Here is a 15631-nt window from a genome sequence, read left to right as displayed (position 1 = left end):
TGCTGCACAGTTTGCAGTGTGTGAACGGATGGAGTGAAACGACCGTGGCGGTTTTTGTGTTGGACACCCAAGGCCAGGCGCTGATGCCCTGCACCGAAAAGCGCGCCCGGCTGCTGCTGGCGCGTGGCCGGGCGCGGGTGCATCGCTTGGTTCCTATGGTGATCCGGCTCACAGATCGCACAGCGGATAGCTGCGCTTTTCAGCCGCTGCGCCTCAAACTCGACCCTGGCAGCAAAACCACTGGCTTGGCCTTGGTACGCGATACCCAAGTCATCGACAAGCAAACCGGCGAAGTGCAAACCGCTGCCGTGGTGCTGAACCTGATGGAACTGGTACATCGCGGCAAGCAAATTTCTGAGGCACTGACGGCCAGGCGCCAGATGCGCCGCCGCCGCAGAAGCCAGCTGCGCCACCGCGCCCCGCGTTTTCTGAACCGTGGCAATCAGCAGCGCGGTTGGTTGGCACCATCACTGCAACACCGGGTCGATACCTGCATGGCCTGGGTGCAGCGCACCCAGCGCTGGGCGCCCGTCACCGCGCTCAGCAGCGAACTGGTGCGCTTTGACACGCAGGCCCTGCAAAACCCGGAAATCTCCGGCATCGAATACCAGCAAGGCACCTTGTTCGGCTACGAGCTGCGCGAGTACCTGCTGGAGAAATGGCACCGCCAATGCGCCTACTGCGATGCCAAAGACGTGCCGCTGCAAATCGAACACATCCGGCCCAAGGCGCAGGGCGGCAGCGACAGAGTCTCCAACTTGACGCTGGCTTGCCAGTGCTGCAACCAGAAAAAAGCCGCGCACAGCATCGAAGACTTTCTGGCCAAAGACAAAAAACGCCTGGCCAAAATCTTGGCTGACGCGAAAACACCGTTGCGCGATGCCGCAGCAGTGAACGCCACGCGCTGGGCGCTGGCCAACACACTGCAAGCCACCGGTCTGCCGGTCGAGCTGGCCTCGGGTGGTCAAACCAAATTCAACCGCTGCACGCTGGGTATTCCGAAAACGCACGCCCTCGACGCTGCTTGCGTCGGAACCCTGCAAGTCCTGCAAAACTGGCAACGTCCTACGCTCACTCTCAAGGCCACGGGCCGGGGCAGCTACCAGCGCACCCGGCTCAACAAATTTGGCTTTCCGCGTGGCTACCTGTTACGTACCAAACGGGTACACGGTTTTGGCACCGGCGACTTGGTGCGCGCTGAGGTGCCATCGGGCGTGAAAGCGGGAACCCACACCGGACGGGTGGCCATCCGGGCCAGCGGCTCGTTCAATATCCAAACCCACCAAGACGGCAAGTCCGTCGTGGTGCAAGGCATCAGCCATAAACATTGCCGCGTCATCCAGCGCGCTGATGGCTATGGCTATTTCTTTAACCGGGCTGACAACACAAAACGTGAATAGGCAAGGCCCCAAGCCAGGAACGCTGCGCGTTCCGCGCTCTGCCTCCCCGGCATGCATGCCGAGGTTTCACGCGCAAACTGATGACCACCACCATCACCCTCAAAGAAGTCGATTACGAGCAGCCCGCAGGCGGCGCCGTCTGCACCACCAAACACGCCTGGGCGCGCGTGCCCGCCGAGCCATCGCCTGCCGAGCGCGCGGCCTTGAAAGACAAAATCCGCCGCCTGCTCAAGGAAAAGAACGCGGTGATGGTGTCGCACTACTACGTCCACCCCGATTTGCAGGATCTGGCCGAAGAAACCGGCGGCATCGTCAGCGACTCGCTGGAGATGGCCCGCTTTGGCCGCGACCACGCCGCGCAAACGCTGGTGGTAAGCGGCGTGCGCTTCATGGGCGAGACGGCCAAAATCCTGTCCCCCGAAAAAACCGTGCTCATGCCCGACCTGGATGCGACCTGTTCGCTGGACTTGGGCTGCCCGATCGAAGAATTCAGCGCGTTTTGCGACGCGCACCCCGACCGCACCGTGGTGGTGTACGCCAACACCAGCGCTGCCGTGAAGGCGCGCGCCGACTGGCTGGTCACGTCCAGCTGCGCGCTGGACATCGTGCGCGCACTGAAAGACCAGGGCCACAAAATCCTGTGGGCGCCCGACCGCCACCTGGGCGACTACATCCGCCGCGAAACCGGCGCTGACATGGTGTTCTGGAACGGCGCCTGCATCGTCCATGACGAGTTCAAGGCCTTTGAGCTGGAGGCCCTGAAAAAAGAGCACCCCCACGCCAAGGTGCTGGTACACCCTGAGTCGCCCGCCGACGTGGTCGCGCTGGCCGACGCCGTGGGCTCCACCAGCGCCATCCTCAAGGCCGCGCAGACGCTGGACGCTACGGAATTCATCGTGGCCACCGACAACGGCATGATGCACAAGCTGCGCACGCTCAACCCCGGCAAAGTCTTTATCGAGGCCCCCACCGCCGGCAACAGCGCCACCTGCAAAAGCTGCGCCCACTGCCCCTGGATGGCCATGAATGGCCTGGCCGGCGTGGCCCAGGTGCTGGAAACCGGCGCCAACGCCATCGATGTGGACGCCGCCCTCATTCCGCGCGCGCGCCTGCCGATTGACCGCATGCTGGCCTTCACCGCTGCCCTGAAAAACGGCCAGCCCACGGCGGGGCTGGTGCCGCACATCGGCGCTGCCTGATTTTGCTATTGGGTTGATAGCTGCTTGCGCCCGTCTGGCGGGCGTTTGCGGCTATTTTTGCCTTCAATGGGCAACGCCTGCACTGCTCACCAGCACGGCGCCAGCGCCGAGCGGGGGGAGAACGTCACTCGCTGTGCTCGGTGGCTTCGCTTTGTTTTTGATAGCTGTTGGCGCAAGCCCCATCAGCGCTGGAGGCTGATTTGACCACTACTGCGCTCCTTGATTTCACCCAGCCGCAAGGCCCCGCCACCGTGCGCCTTCGCCACGCTTTTGGGGTGCCGCGCCAGGTGCTGGTGGCCCACGCCTTGCACGAGGTGCGCGCCGTGCTGGACGCGGTACACGCCAGCGCGCAGCGCGGCCAGTGGTGCGTGGGCTACGTGGCCTACGAGGCGGCTGCCGCCTTTGATGCCGCCCTGCACACACACGCTGCCGATGGCCCGCTGGCCTGGTTTGCCGTCTATGACGCGCCCTTGCCGTGGCCCGATGGCGCACCGGCTGTCCTGGCCGCTGCGACCGCTGCGACCGCTGCGACCGCTGCGACATCTTCTGCCCATTTCGCCGCCCCGGGCGCTGCGCCCGCCGCCGAAGCGGTGCCCGCGCCCGAGTCCGCCGCCCAGGTGGACTGGACAGGCGCCCCCGAGCGCGCCGACTTTGACGCAGCTATCGCCCAGATCCAGCAGGCCATTGGCGCGGGCGAGCTGTACCAGGTCAACTACACCGCGCCGCTCACCGGACAGCTGCGCCAGGGCAGTGCAGCGGCGCTGTTTGCCGCCTTGCAGCGCGCTCAGCCCGGGGGCTATAGCGCCTGCATCGACACCGCCGCCGCGCAGCAGGCGCTGGCCGCCACAGCCACAGCCACAGCCACGGACACGGTTGTTGGCGTTGGCGCCAGTGCGGCCACGGCTCCGGGGGGCAGTGCAGGCGCGCCCGCTGCGCCCGCCATGCAGGTGCTGTCGGTGTCGCCCGAATTGTTTTTTGACTGGCAGGATGCGCCCGGCGGTGGCCACATCCTGGCGCGCCCCATGAAAGGCACCGCCCCGCGCGGCGCCACGCCCGACGAGGATGCTGCCCAGGCCGCGCACCTGCGCACGTCCGCCAAAGAGCGCGCCGAGAACGTCATGATCGTGGACTTGCTGCGCAACGACCTCTCGCGCATCGCCCAGCCCCACAGCGTGCAGGTGCCCGTGCTGTTCCACACCCAGGCCCTGCCCACCGTGTGGCAGATGACGTCTGACGTGCAGGCGCGCACCCGGCCCGGCACCACCCTGACCGAGGTGTTTGCCGCGCTGTTTCCGTGTGGCTCGGTCACTGGTGCGCCCAAGGTGCGCGCCATGCAGATGATCCGGGCGCTGGAGCCAGCGCCGCGCGGCGTGTACTGCGGCGCCATCGGCGTGGTGCGGCCTGCGGGCGTGGCCGGGGCCGATGGCCTGTGCCGCGTGGCGGCCACCTTCAACGTGCCCATTCGCACCGTGGTGCTGCGCGCTACGCCCGATGGCAGCACCACCGCCACCTGCGGCATTGGCAGCGGCATCACCTCGGGCGCCAGCGCCGCTGCCGAATGGCAGGAGTGGCGCCACAAGCGTGCCTTTGCCGAGCGCGCCAGTGCGCCGTTTGACCTGCTTGAAACCCTGGCGCTGGAGGGCGGCCAGCTGCGCCACCAGAGCGAGCACCTGGCACGCCTGCACGCGGCGGCGGTGCATTTTGGCTACCCCTGGTCGGCAGAGGCGGTGGCGCAATGCCTGCACGACCTGGCCCGGGCCCATCCGCAGGGCCTGTGGCGCGTGCGCCTGCTGCTGTCCGCCCAGGGCCAGCCCCGCGCCGAAGCCTTTGCCTTGCAGCCCACCCCGGTGCCCGTGCGCCTGCAACTGGCGCCGCGCCCCTTCGAGGCCGCGCACAGCGAGTTCGTGCGCTACAAAACCACGCGCCGCGCGCACTACGCCGCCTTTGCCCCGACCGCGCCGGGCGTGTTCGACACCGTGCTGTGGAACGAGGCGGGCGAGATCACCGAATGCACCTTTGGCAACATCGCTGCGCTCCTGGATGGCCGCTGGACCACGCCGCCGCTGGCCTGTGGCCTGCTGCCCGGTGTGGGCCGTGCCGTGGCACTGCGCCAGGGCCGCGTGACCGAGGCGGTGCTGCGCGTGGATGACGTGCCGCGCGTGCAGGCCTGGGCGTTCATCAACAGCCTGCGCGGTTGGCTGGATGCGCAATGGGTGGATTGATTTAGGGTGTTTTGTGCCGCCAAGGCCCGTGCAGTGGGCGCAAGCAGCTATCGTTTTGATGAATGGATGCGCTGGCGGATCGTGCGGTGATTCAGGGCGCGTTAGCGCCGTCCACACCAAAATGTGACAATCTAAAGCGATTTGATACTTTTTTGCAGGTGCTCCTGGAGTTGGCCTGCACGGGTTGCCGCACTGGCAGCGCCACGTACTGCTCTTGAATGCATGCCCAAAATCCCTTTTCCTTCGTCCCTGGTGGTCCACCAGTACCAGTCAGGCTTGCTGGGTGGTGTGCTGGTGCTGCTGGTGTGTGCTTTTTACTGGGTGCATTTGCTGGGCGACCACGCAGGCCGGCTGACCGATGCAGAAAGCCAGACCCGCCAGCGCGCCGTACAGCTGTCGGCCCACATGACCACGCAGGTCAGTACGCTGGTGTCCGGGCTGGAGTACCTGGCCAAGAATCTCGCTGCCACCTACGAAGACGACCCCGGTGGGGCTTTTTTGCTGGCCGAGCGCACGGCATGGAAAACGTTTCCCCAGAACAGCATCATCCAGGTGGGCGTGGCAGATGCTTCGGGGCGCCTGACCTACTCCAGCCAGCGCACTGGCGCCAGATCGGTGTCGATTGCCGACCGGGAACATTTCCGCGTACATGCGCAGGGCGGGCAGGCCCGGCTGTTCATCAGCCAGCCGGTGCTGGGCCGGGTGTCGGGGCAGTGGAGCATCCAGTTCTCTTATCCCATTGAACATGACGGGCACTTTGCGGGGGTGGTGGTGTTGTCCATGTCGCCTGAATACATGGCCAGCGGGTTTCGTGAGCTGTTTGGCTCGGGCAGCAACGTGGCCCTGCTGGTGCGCTCCGATGGCACCTACCTGGCACGCTCGCATTTTTTGGACAAGGTGCTGGACAAGTCCGTGCCCAAGAATCGGGGTTTTTTGACCTCACCGCAGGCCGTGCGCGGCGAATACCGCGTGATGGACCCCATCGATGGCGTGGATCGCTATTACGCCTGGAGCCGACTCAAGCAGTACCCGCTGGTCGTCGTCGTGGGGCTGGACCGTGACCACGCCCTGGCCGCCACGCACAGCGCCATCCAGGACAGCCTGTGGCGCAACGCCGTGGGCAGCTTTCTCATCGTGCTGGCGCTTTTGGGCATGGCGCTGCTGTTGAGGCGCGTGCAGCAAGACCGCGCGCTGCTCCAGGAAAACGAACAGCGCTACCTGCTGGCGCTGGAGGGCGGCGCCCTGGGCGTCTGGGACTGGAGCCTGCGCACCCAGCGCCTAGGCGTGGACTCGCATCTGGCCTACTTGCTGGGCTTGTCTCCCGACGGCGTGCAGCAGAGCCTGGAGGGCCTGCTGCCGCTGGTGCATCCGGACGACCGGCCCGGCATCGAGGCCGTGGTGGAGCCGCTGCGCCGTGGCCAGATCGACCGCTTTGCGCGCGAGCTGCGCCTGCGCCACCACAGCGGCCAGTGGCGCTGGCTGGACGTGCGCGGCAAGGTGGGCCAGCGTGGCCAGGGCGGGCAGGCCGAGCGCATCTTTGGCACCTTCTCGGACGTCACGGCCCGGCGCGAGAGCGAGGCATTGCAGGCCGAGCTGCAAGCGCGCCTGGGCAAGCTGGTGGCGCAGGTGCCGGGCGCCGTGTACCAGTACCGCCTGAGTGCGGACGGCCACAGCAGCTTTCCTTACGCCAGCCCGGGTATCAGCGATGTGTATGGCCTGACGCCGCAGGAGGCCATGCGCGATGGCAGCCAGGTGGTTGACCGCATCCACCCCGAAGACCGGCAGCGCGTCAGCGACAGCATCGTGGCGTCGGCGCGCCACCTCACGCCCTGGGTGTGTGAATACCGCACGCTGCTGGCCGACGGCCAGGTGCACTGGCTGGCAGGCCACGCCAACCCCGAGCGCGAGGCCGACGGCGGCACGCTGTGGCACGGCTACATCCCGACATCACCGAGCAGCACGCCGCCCACGACGCCCTGCGCCGCAGCGAAGAACGCCTGCGCATGACCACCGCTGCCGTGGGCGATGGCCTGTGGGAGTGGAACACCGCCAGCGGTCACATGGAGTTCGATGCGCGCTGCCAGGACATTCTGGGCTACGCCAGTCCCATCCGCCGCGTGGTTTTTGCAGACTGGTGCCAGTCCATCCACCCCAACGACGGCCACAAGGCGCTGGACTTGTTGCAGCGCCAGGTGGGGCTGGGCGAGCCCTTTGCGCTGGAGCTGCGCCTGCGCTGTGCCTGCGGCACCTGGCGCTGGGTAGAGCTGCGGGGCCAGGCTGCGCCCCTGGAGGGCCGCGATGGCGCACGCGCCATGGGCACCCTGACCGACATCGGCCAGCGCCGTGCCGATGCGCAGCTGCGCCGCGCCCTGCTCGACAACGCCGGGGCCTTGCTGATCGTCACCGGCGCAGACCGCACCGTCCACCTGAGCAACCAGCGCGCCATCGACATGTTCTCTGGCAACGGCCAGTCTCTGGCTGGCAGCGACATGCGCTTTTTTTACTGGAACCCCACCGACTTTGTGGAGGCGGGCCAGCACTACGCGCAGGTGCGCGCCACGGGCGAAGCCTGGATGGAATACCCCATGCGCTCGGCCCATGGTGAGCAGCGCTGGTTTGCCATCCGGGGCACGCTGCTGGACGCCGAACAGCCCGAGGGCGAAGTGATCTGGACGCTGGTCGATACCACCGAGCGCCGCCACGCCGAACAGGCGCTGGCCACGGCACGCGCCCACCTGCTGGAGGTGATAGAGCATGTGCCCGGCGGCGTGCTGGTGCAAAACACGGCAGGCAGTGTGGTGGTGGTCAACAACCAGGCCTGCCAGCTGCTGGGGTTGGGCGCGCCTGCTGCGGCCCTGGTGGGGCTATCGGCCCAGGCCTTGCAGCAGCGCATGGCGCCCGAGGTGCTGCGCTACTGGCAGGCGGCCCGGGCGGGCGCCACGGTGTTTGAGCTGCCCGATGGCCGCACGCTCCAGTGCGAGCAGATTCAGATGCGCACGGCGGGCCAGGACATAGGCCAGCTGTGGATCGTGCGCGACATCACCGAGCGGCGCCGGCGCGAGGAAACCTTGCAGCGCCTGGCCACCACCGATGCCCTGACGGGGCTGGCCAACCGGCGCGCCTTTGCGCAGCGGCTTGACATTGCGCTGGAGCAGGTAGTGGCCCAGGGCGGCGCACCGGGCATGGTCATCATGTTTGACCTTGACCACTTCAAGCGCGTCAATGACACCTACGGCCATGCCGCTGGAGACAAGGTGCTGGTGCATCTGGCGCAGATTTTGCGCGGCCAGGCCCTGCGCGAGGATGACTTGCCCGCGCGCCTGGGCGGAGAAGAGTTTGCCGTGCTGCTGCCGCGCACCAGCGCCGATGATGCCGCTGCCGTGGCCGAGCGCCTGCGCCTGGCGCTGGAGCGCAGCCGCATCGACTCGGGTGATGGCCGCACCATCTGCGTCACCCTCAGTGCCGGGCTGGCCCCGCTGGCCGGTGACGCCGAGCACAGCCTGGCCCTGGCCGATGCCGCGCTGTACCAGGCCAAAAACAGTGGCCGCAACCGCGTGGTGGTGGCCGACGCCGCAGTGCCCGCGCAACCGCCACTTTTATTGCTATCAAATAAAGAGCTTATAGCGCCCACTGCGTGAGCGCTGGAGGCTGTTTTGGCTTGAAGTTTTACAGGCGCTCTTTGATATAAGAGTGCCAAATCTTTTACTTGACGGGTACTTGATTGGGAATATTGGTAAATGCTCAAATTCTTTATGAATCAATGGGTTGCGATGTATTTTTTGCTTGACGGGTACTTGACTGGCATCTCTTGCGCAAACCAGGAGCACGCCTGATGCAAGCGCCAGACTATTGGCACAGCCTGGTCACAGAATTGCTCAACCTGCCTCGGGAAACTGGCTGGGTAGAGTTCAAGCACAACAAGGCAGAGCCCCAAGAAATTGGCGAATACCTCTCGGCACTGTCCAATACGGCTGCGTTGAAAGGCAAGGCCAAGGCGTATTTGGTGTGGGGTGTGGAAGATGGCTCCCATGCCGTTCTGGGTACGGGCTTCGATCCCGCCGCGACCAAGGTGGGTAACCAGGAGTTGGAGAGTTGGTTGCTACAGCAGCTCAGCCCCAAACTCAACTTTGCTTTTTGTTCACAAGTCTATGCCGACCAACCTCTGGTCGTGCTGGAGGTGGACGCGGCCTTTCGCCATCCTGTGCAGTTCCAAGGGGCAGAGTGGGTGCGGGTGGGCTCCTACAAGAAACGCTTGCGCGATTTTCCTGAAATGGAGCGTGAACTGTGGCGCACGCTGGATCGCACACCCTTTGAATGGTTGGTGGCGGTAGATCGACTTGTCGGCGCGGATGTGCTGGCTCTGCTGGACTACCCTGCCTACTTCACTGGCATGCAATTGCCACTGCCTGATGGCCATCAGGCTTTATTGGGTGCGTTGGCAGCTGACCGACTGATTGAGCGTATGGACAGTGGCCATTGGCGCATCTTCAACCTGGGTGCGCTGCTGTTTGCACGGCGACTGGCCGACTTTGGCGCCCTGGGTCGCAAGGCGGTGCGGCTGGTGCGCTATCACGGCAGCGACCGGCTCAACGCCTATCCAGAGCCTCCATTTGAGCAGGGCTATGCCGTGGCATACGACTCAGTGATCAGGACATTGCACAGTTGGTTGCCTGGCAATGAAGTCACAGGCAAGGCGCTGCGCCGGGATGTGCGCATGTACCCCGACATTGCTATCCGCGAATTGGTGGCCAACGCCCTCATTCACCAGGATCTGGGCGTCACGGGGGCCAGCCCTTTGGTGGAGCTGTTTGATGACCGATTGGAGGTTTCCAACCCTGGTGTTCCGTTGGTGGAGGCCCAGCGTTTGCTGGATACTCCGCCGCGCTCGCGCAATGAGGCCATGGCATCCATGCTGCGGCGTATGAACGTGTGTGAGGAGCGGGGTACTGGGGTGGATAAGGTGGTCGGTTCTTGCGAGCTATACCAATTGCCTGCACCGCAGTTCGAAGCGCTGGAAGGATTTACCAAAGCCAGCTTGTTTGCCATGCGTCCACTGACCCGCATGGATCCGCAAGAGCGCATCCGTGCGGTGTACTGGCATGCCTGCCTGCGCCATGTGAATGGCCAGCACACCAACAACTCGACAGTGCGCAAGCGTTTTGCGATTGCGGATGCCAACAGTGCAATGGCCACGCGTTTGCTCAAAGAGGCCGAGGCGGCAGGCGTCATCCGTACCTTTGACCCTGAGGCCGCACCCAAGCTGCGTCGCTACGTACCTGGGTGGGCCTGAGCAGTGTGACTGCTGTCAGTGGTGATAGGGGGCACGGCCAAAGTGCTGATAAGAATTTACAAGCGCTCTTTGACGTAAGAGGGCCTGTCCATGTCCACGATCTCCACGCTCAGTTGCACCATCACGCCCGGGGGGCGGGGCGTGAGGCGGCGCAGCACGTCAGCGATGCGGCCTGACAGGTCTTGCTTGGCCTCGGGTGTGCGTCCGGCCAGCAGGCGCAGCTGGGCGTGGACGAAGGCGCGGCCCGCGCCCACGGTGCCCACCTGAAAGCTGTCGGCCAGCACAAAACGGCTTTTGAGGTCGGCCTCGTCGGCCAGTTCGGGGCTGCTGGTGACGGCCTGGTTCAGCTCCTCCAGCGCCCGTGCTTCGGGAAAGCCATCGAGGTTGCGGGAGTATTCAACGATGAGGTGGGGCATGGTCTGTGCTCTTGGGGCAGTGGTGGAAAAAAAGCTTGGCCTTACATCGCCTGGGTGGGCACGTGGTGGCGCAGTTCGGTCTGGCGGTTCTGGTCATCGACAAACACCAGTTGCGGCGCGTGGGCCTTGACCTGGTCTTCGTGGACTTGGGCAAAGCTGGCAATGATGAGCAAGTCGCCCACGCAGGCACGGCGCGCTGCCGAGCCGTTGACCGAAATCATCCCGCTGCCGCGCTGGCCCTTGATGGCGTAGGTGACAAAGCGCTCGCCGTTGTCGATGTTCCAGATGTGGATTTGTTCGTTCTCACAGATGTTGGCGGCGTCCAGCAGGTCTTCGTCAATGGCGCAGGAGCCTTCGTAGTGCAGCTCGCAGTGGGTGGTTTTGACGCGGTGGATTTTGGATTTGAGCAGGGTGCGGAACATGGTTTTCTTCCGAAAAAAGGTCAATGTGAAAAAAAGGGCGGGGCAGGTTTACCACTCCAGCGTGCAGCTGTCGCCCAGCGCTTCGCGCCAGACACGCACCTGCCAGGGCGCGGGCTGCATGTCGGCCAGGGCGCGGGCAATGAACAGGCACAGGTTTTCCAGCGTGGGCGGAGCCAGGCCAGGCACCTCGTCGAGCAAGTGGTGATCGAGCTGCTCGCGCACCGATTGCAGGCGCAAGCGCAGGTAGCCCAGGTCAATCACCATGCCCGTGGCCGGGTCGAGGGGGCCGCGCAAGGTGACTTCAGCGTGGTAGGTGTGGCCGTGGATGCGGCGGCTGCCTTCGGCTTCAATCTGGCGTTGCAGGGTGTGCGCGGCGTCAAAGAAAAAGCGTTGGCTGACGCACATCACGGGGCTGGCAGGCACGGTCATGGCAAGGGTAGGGGTAGCAGTCATCAGCGGATGCCAGAGATTTTGTGCGTTTGCAGGCCCAGGCGCCAGCGCGGGTCTTGCAGGCAGGCAGCAATGCACAAGGCGGTGTTGTGTGCCTGTGCCGGGCCATCCATGGGTTGCAGAAAGCGGTGTTCGAATGTGCCCGCCTGTGCCAGCGTGGCCAAGTCCAGTCCGGGTTGGGGCCAGACGACCTTGAGTTCCTGGCCCTGGCGCTGTACCCAGGGTGCGCCGGCCTTGGGGCTGACGCACAGCCAGTCAATCCCGGGTGGGGCGGCCAGGGTGCCGTTGGTTTCGACGGCGATGCGGAAATGCCGCGCATGCAGCGCCGCTATCAGGGGGGCATCGACCTGCATCAGTGGCTCGCCGCCGGTCAGCACCACCAGGCGGTGGGTGCTGTCGCCCGCAGGCCACAGGGCCTCGATCTGCGCCGCCAAGGCGTCGGCTACTGGGTATTTGCCGCCCAGCGTGCCGTCGGTGCCGACAAAGTCGGTGTCGCAAAAACGGCAGATGGCAGCGGCGCGGTCGGCTTCGCGGCCACTCCAGAGGTTGCAGCCCGCAAAGCGGCAAAACACGGCGGGCAGACCGGCCTGGGCGCCCTCGCCTTGCAGGGTGTAGAAGATTTCTTTGACGCTGTAGGTCATGGTCGCCACGGCCCCACGGGTGGGGTGCTGGGCACCAGGATGGTGGGCGCGGCGGGCGCGGCGCGCTCGGGGTAGTCGCGGCTGTAGTGCAGGCCCCGGCTTTCGCGGCGCATTTGGGCGCTGCGCACGATCAGATCGGCCACCAGCACCAGGTTGCGCAGCTCCAGCAGGTCGCGGGTGATGTGGAAGTGGGCGTAGAACTCCTGGATTTCCGCCTGCAACATGGCAATGCGGTGGGCGGCGCGCTCCAGGCGTTTGTTGGTGCGCACTATGCCCACGTAGTCCCACATGAAACGGCGCAGCTCGTCCCAGTTGTGCGAGATGACCACCGATTCATCGGCATCCTGCACGCGGCTGTCGTCCCAGCGCGGCAGGGCTGGAATCTGCACGCGCGGCGCATCGGCAATGGCGTGGGCGGCGGCGCGGGCAAAGACGATGCACTCCAGCAGCGAGTTGCTCGCCAGCCGGTTGGCGCCATGCAGGCCGGTGTAGGCCACTTCGCCCACGGCAAACAGCCCGGGCAGGTCGGTACGCCCGGCCAGGTCGGTGAGCACGCCGCCGCAGGTGAAGTGCGCGGTCGGCACCACGGGAATGGGTTCCTTGGTGATGTCGATGCCCAAACTGGCGCAGTGGGCCAGGATGTTGGGAAAGTGCTCGTTCAAGAATTCCGGGCTTTGGTGCGAGATGTCGAGGTGCACGCAATCGAGGCCGTGTTTTTTCATCTCGAAGTCGATGGCGCGTGCCACCACATCGCGCGGGGCCAGTTCGGCGCGCTCGTCGTGCTCGGGCATGAAGCGGGTGCCGTCGGGCAGCAGCAGTTTGCCGCCTTCGCCGCGCACCGCTTCGCTGATCAAAAACGACTTGGCGTGCGGGTGGTACAGCCCGGTGGGGTGGAACTGGATGAACTCCAGGTTGGCCACGCGGCAGCCCGCGCGCCAGGCGGCGGCAATGCCGTCGCCCGTGGCGGTATCGGGGTTGGTGGTGTAGAGGTAAACCTTGCCTGCGCCGCCTGTGGCCAGAATGGTTTGCGGCGCGCGGAACGTGATGACCTGGTCGGTGGCTTCGTCCAGGGCGTACAGGCCCAGGCAGCGCTGGCCCGCCAAGCCCAGCTTCTGGCTGGTGATCAGGTCGATCAGGGTGTGGTGCTCAAACAGCGTGATGCCGGGCGTGGCGCGCACCACGTCGATCAGTGTGCGCTGCACGGCGGCGCCCGTGGCGTCGGTGACGTGGGCGATGCGCCGGGCGCTGTGGCCGCCTTCGCGCGTGAGGTGCAGGTGCTCGCCCTCCAGCGTGAACGGCACGCCCAGCGCGCGCAGCCAGGCGATGGAGGCGGGGGCGTTTTCGACCACAAAGCGCGTGGTGGCCAGATCGCACAGGCCCGCGCCCGCCACCAGGGTGTCCTGGATGTGGGCCTCAAAGCTGTCGTCGTCGGCCAGCACGGCGGCAATACCGCCCTGGGCCCAGCTGCTGGAGCCGTCTTGCAGTTGGCGCTTGGTGATGACGGCCACACGGTGCGTGGGTGCCAGGTGCAGGGCGGCAGACAGGCCGGCCAGGCCGCTGCCCACAATCAGAACGTCAAAGTCGTGTGAGGCCATGGGGTGAACAAGTGTGGATGCAGGGTGCAGCGGCAACCGGCCGTGTATCGGTGGCCCGCCAAGGCGGCAGGCGCAGCATGTTGCATCAAACCGGCGTATAGGCCAGCCTGACATAAATGGGCGCGAAGGCTTCGGCCTGGGTGATTTCGACCAGGGTTTCCTTGGCCAGCTCCAGCAGGGCAATGAAGGTCACGACCAGCACGGTGGCGCCTTTGCCGGGGTCGAACAGGTCTTCAAACTCGACAAAGCGCCGCCCTTGCAGGGCCTTGAGCACCTGGCCCATGTACTCGCGTACCGAGAGTTCTTCGCGTGTGATTTTGTGGTGCTGCACCAGCCGGGCACGTTTCAGAATGTCACGCCAGGCCGCTTGCAGGTCGGCAGCGCAGACTTCGGGCAGGCGCTGCTGTACGGCTTCGCCCACCACCACCTGCGCGCACCAGAAGTCGCGCCCGTGCAGGGGCAGCTCGGCCAGCTGGCGGGCGGCGCCTTTCATTTGCTCGTATTCGAGCAGGCGGCGCACCAGCTCGGCGCGCGGGTCTTCGGCCTCGTCGGCGCCCGCCTGCTTTTTGGGCGGCAGCAGCATGCGCGACTTGATCTCGATGAGCATGGCGGCCATCAGCAAATACTCGGCAGCCAGCTCCAGGTTGCGGTTGCGGATTTCATCGACATAGACCAGGTACTGGCGCGTGAGCGCGGCCATGGGAATGTCGAGGATGTTGAAGTTTTGCTTGCGGATCAGGTAGAGCAGCAAATCCAGCGGGCCCTCAAAGGCTTCGAGGATGACTTCGAGCGCATCGGGCGGGATGTAGAGGTCGGTGGGCAGGGCAAACAGCGGCTCGCCGTACAGGCGCGCCAAAGCCACCGGATCGTGCGCGGTGGCGGCGGGGGCCAGGTCGGTGGCGGGGGCTGGCAAGGCGGCTTGCGTGTCGGCGCTGCCCATGGCTTGCTTCAAAATGGATAGCTGCTCGCGCCCTTCTGGAAAGGGCTAGAGGCCAATTTGATTACAAACCGGGGATGGGGTTGGTCTGGTACACGTAGGGTTTTTGCGCCACTTCGGCGGCGTCAAACTCTTTCCACAGGGCGTGGTCCACGGGCTTGTCCCACAGCAAGGCGCGGCCTGCCACTTGCTGGGCGTCCAGCTCGGGGTGCTGGGTTTTCAGTTGGTTGATGAACTGTGTCGCGTCGGACATGTAGTGGGGGCGGGCAAAAATGGACATGGACTGGGTTAACCTCTCTGCCTCGATTTTACCGGGGAGTGCCATGCCCTTTTTCAACCGCCTTGCCAGCAGCGCCGCCTTGGCGCTGGTTTTGCTGGCTGCTGCCGGTTGCGACCCGCAGCGCATCAGCGAGCTGGAGGAGGGCCTGTCCACCGAAGTGGACGTGCGCGACCGCTTTGGCCCGCCCGACCAGGTGTGGGAAGAGGGCAACGGCAGCCGCACGCTGGAGTACAACCGCCAGCCCGCAGGCCAGCGCAATTACATGATCACCATCGGCCCCGACGGCAAGATGAGCGCCCTGCGCCAGGTGCTCACCCCCGAGAATTTTGCCCGCATCCAGGCGGGTATGGGCATGGATGAGGTGCGCCGGCGCCTGGGCAAACCGGCCAAGGTCACGCCCTACGCGCTCAGCGGCGAAACGCATTACGACTGGCGCTTTCTGGAGCCGCCCAACACCGCCATGCTGTTCACCGTGGTCACTGACCGCAGCCTGCGTGTGCTGCGCACCCAAACCACCCCCGACATGGCCTCGCCTGACCACAACGGGCCACGTTAACCTTTCACTTTTCAATCACCTGTGTCCATGCAAATCAGTGCTGAATCTGTTCTGGCCCTGGCACCCGATGCCGCCTCGGCCAAGGCCGCCAATGGCTTGACCAAACCGGGGCAATGGCCGCTGCTGGGCGCCAACGAAGCGGCGGTGTGGGGCGAATGCCAGGGCAGCAGCCGCTACCAGACACAGGTGGACTTGTCGGGGCCGTCGTTTCGCTGCTCGTGCC

Annotated in this window: 14 protein-coding genes and 1 pseudogene; 8 read left to right on the top strand and 7 right to left on the bottom strand. The window is 65.3% G+C overall.

What is annotated here, in order from left to right; genetic code table 11:
- Window positions 1-44: 44 nt before the first annotated feature.
- From iscB to PHX69_RS09625, 6 genes are all read left to right on the top strand, one after another.
- Window positions 45-1400 carry an RNA-guided endonuclease IscB gene (gene iscB, locus PHX69_RS09650; protein WP_353852409.1) on the top strand — a complete coding sequence of 452 codons (1356 nt, stop codon included), beginning with the start codon at window positions 45-47 and terminating at the stop codon, window positions 1398-1400.
- An 80-nt stretch (window positions 1401-1480) separates the two neighbouring features.
- Window positions 1481-2599, top strand: coding sequence for a quinolinate synthase NadA (gene nadA, locus PHX69_RS09645; protein ID WP_288043513.1), 1119 nt, complete (start codon window positions 1481-1483; stop codon window positions 2597-2599).
- A 200-nt stretch (window positions 2600-2799) separates the two neighbouring features.
- Window positions 2800-4821, top strand: coding sequence for a chorismate-binding protein (locus PHX69_RS09640; protein ID WP_288043512.1), 2022 nt, complete (start codon window positions 2800-2802; stop codon window positions 4819-4821).
- A 222-nt stretch (window positions 4822-5043) separates the two neighbouring features.
- Window positions 5044-6828 carry a PAS domain-containing protein gene (locus tag PHX69_RS09635; RefSeq protein WP_288043510.1) on the top strand — a complete coding sequence of 595 codons (1785 nt, stop codon included), beginning with the start codon at window positions 5044-5046 and terminating at the stop codon, window positions 6826-6828.
- Complete coding sequence (locus PHX69_RS09630) at window positions 6747-8459, top strand: GGDEF domain-containing protein (protein WP_288043509.1); 1713 nt, start codon at window positions 6747-6749, stop codon at window positions 8457-8459. Before PHX69_RS09635 ends, PHX69_RS09630 begins: the two co-directional genes overlap by 82 nt.
- A 194-nt stretch (window positions 8460-8653) precedes the next feature.
- Window positions 8654-10111 (top strand): ATP-binding protein, encoded by a 1458-nt coding sequence (locus tag PHX69_RS09625; RefSeq protein WP_288043508.1) that lies wholly within the window; start codon window positions 8654-8656, stop codon window positions 10109-10111.
- 56 nt (window positions 10112-10167) lie between these two features.
- On the opposite strand, the gene PHX69_RS09620 is transcribed toward PHX69_RS09625, so the two are convergent.
- The 7 genes from PHX69_RS09620 to PHX69_RS09590 all read right to left on the bottom strand — a co-directional run bounded on the left by PHX69_RS09620 (window position 10168) and on the right by PHX69_RS09590 (window position 14852).
- The gene (locus PHX69_RS09620; protein WP_119012903.1) at window positions 10168-10527 is read right to left on the bottom strand and encodes a 5-carboxymethyl-2-hydroxymuconate Delta-isomerase; all 360 of its coding nucleotides are present in this window, start codon (window positions 10525-10527) and stop codon (window positions 10168-10170) included.
- Between the two features lie 41 nt (window positions 10528-10568).
- Window positions 10569-10949 (bottom strand): aspartate 1-decarboxylase, encoded by a 381-nt coding sequence (gene panD / locus PHX69_RS09615; RefSeq protein WP_288043506.1) that lies wholly within the window; start codon window positions 10947-10949, stop codon window positions 10569-10571.
- 48 nt (window positions 10950-10997) lie between these two features.
- Complete coding sequence (locus tag PHX69_RS09610) at window positions 10998-11402, bottom strand: 6-pyruvoyl trahydropterin synthase family protein (RefSeq protein ID WP_288043505.1); 405 nt, start codon at window positions 11400-11402, stop codon at window positions 10998-11000.
- Window positions 11402-12040 (bottom strand): 7-carboxy-7-deazaguanine synthase, encoded by a 639-nt coding sequence (queE, locus tag PHX69_RS09605; RefSeq protein ID WP_288043504.1) that lies wholly within the window; start codon window positions 12038-12040, stop codon window positions 11402-11404. The genes PHX69_RS09610 and queE overlap by 1 nt, the downstream gene beginning before the upstream one ends.
- On the bottom strand, window positions 12037-13635 hold the full coding sequence (nadB, locus tag PHX69_RS09600; protein ID WP_288043503.1) for an L-aspartate oxidase: 1599 nt from the start codon (window positions 13633-13635) through the stop codon (window positions 12037-12039). The genes queE and nadB overlap by 4 nt, the downstream gene beginning before the upstream one ends.
- A gap of 85 nt (window positions 13636-13720) precedes the next feature.
- Complete coding sequence (locus PHX69_RS09595) at window positions 13721-14575, bottom strand: segregation and condensation protein A (protein WP_288043502.1); 855 nt, start codon at window positions 14573-14575, stop codon at window positions 13721-13723.
- Between the two features lie 61 nt (window positions 14576-14636).
- Window positions 14637-14852, bottom strand: coding sequence for a DUF3460 family protein (locus PHX69_RS09590; RefSeq protein WP_288043501.1), 216 nt, complete (start codon window positions 14850-14852; stop codon window positions 14637-14639).
- Between the two features lie 43 nt (window positions 14853-14895).
- On the opposite strand from PHX69_RS09590, the gene PHX69_RS09585 reads away from it, so the two are divergent.
- Complete coding sequence (locus tag PHX69_RS09585; RefSeq protein ID WP_288043499.1) at window positions 14896-15408, top strand: outer membrane protein assembly factor BamE; 513 nt, start codon at window positions 14896-14898, stop codon at window positions 15406-15408.
- A gap of 27 nt (window positions 15409-15435) precedes the next feature.
- A pseudogene (locus PHX69_RS09580) lies at window positions 15436-15631 on the top strand (SWIM zinc finger family protein); the annotation flags it as partial.

It is taken from the genome of Simplicispira sp. (assembly GCF_028687295.1).
Classification (GTDB): domain Bacteria; phylum Pseudomonadota; class Gammaproteobacteria; order Burkholderiales; family Burkholderiaceae_C; genus Simplicispira; species Simplicispira metamorpha.
Note: the sequence above shows the minus strand (reverse complement) of the source record. Positions and strands in the feature narration are given on the sequence as shown.

Bases quoted from the DNA above. Each gene is read 5' to 3' on its own strand.
- nadA (WP_288043513.1), top strand. From the start codon at position 1,481: ATGACCACCACCATCACCCTCAAAGAAGTCGATTACGAGCAGCCCGCA.
- PHX69_RS09635 (WP_288043510.1), top strand. From the start codon at position 5,044: ATGCCCAAAATCCCTTTTCCTTCGTCCCTGGTGGTCCACCAGTACCAG.
- PHX69_RS09625 (WP_288043508.1), top strand. From the start codon at position 8,654: ATGCAAGCGCCAGACTATTGGCACAGCCTGGTCACAGAATTGCTCAAC.
- PHX69_RS09620 (WP_119012903.1), bottom strand. From the start codon at position 10,527: ATGCCCCACCTCATCGTTGAATACTCCCGCAACCTCGATGGCTTTCCC.
- panD (WP_288043506.1), bottom strand. From the start codon at position 10,949: ATGTTCCGCACCCTGCTCAAATCCAAAATCCACCGCGTCAAAACCACC.
- PHX69_RS09610 (WP_288043505.1), bottom strand. From the start codon at position 11,402: ATGACTGCTACCCCTACCCTTGCCATGACCGTGCCTGCCAGCCCCGTG.
- queE (WP_288043504.1), bottom strand. From the start codon at position 12,040: ATGACCTACAGCGTCAAAGAAATCTTCTACACCCTGCAAGGCGAGGGC.
- nadB (WP_288043503.1), bottom strand. From the start codon at position 13,635: ATGGCCTCACACGACTTTGACGTTCTGATTGTGGGCAGCGGCCTGGCC.
- PHX69_RS09595 (WP_288043502.1), bottom strand. From the start codon at position 14,575: ATGGGCAGCGCCGACACGCAAGCCGCCTTGCCAGCCCCCGCCACCGAC.
- PHX69_RS09590 (WP_288043501.1), bottom strand. From the start codon at position 14,852: ATGTCCATTTTTGCCCGCCCCCACTACATGTCCGACGCGACACAGTTC.
- PHX69_RS09585 (WP_288043499.1), top strand. From the start codon at position 14,896: ATGCCCTTTTTCAACCGCCTTGCCAGCAGCGCCGCCTTGGCGCTGGTT.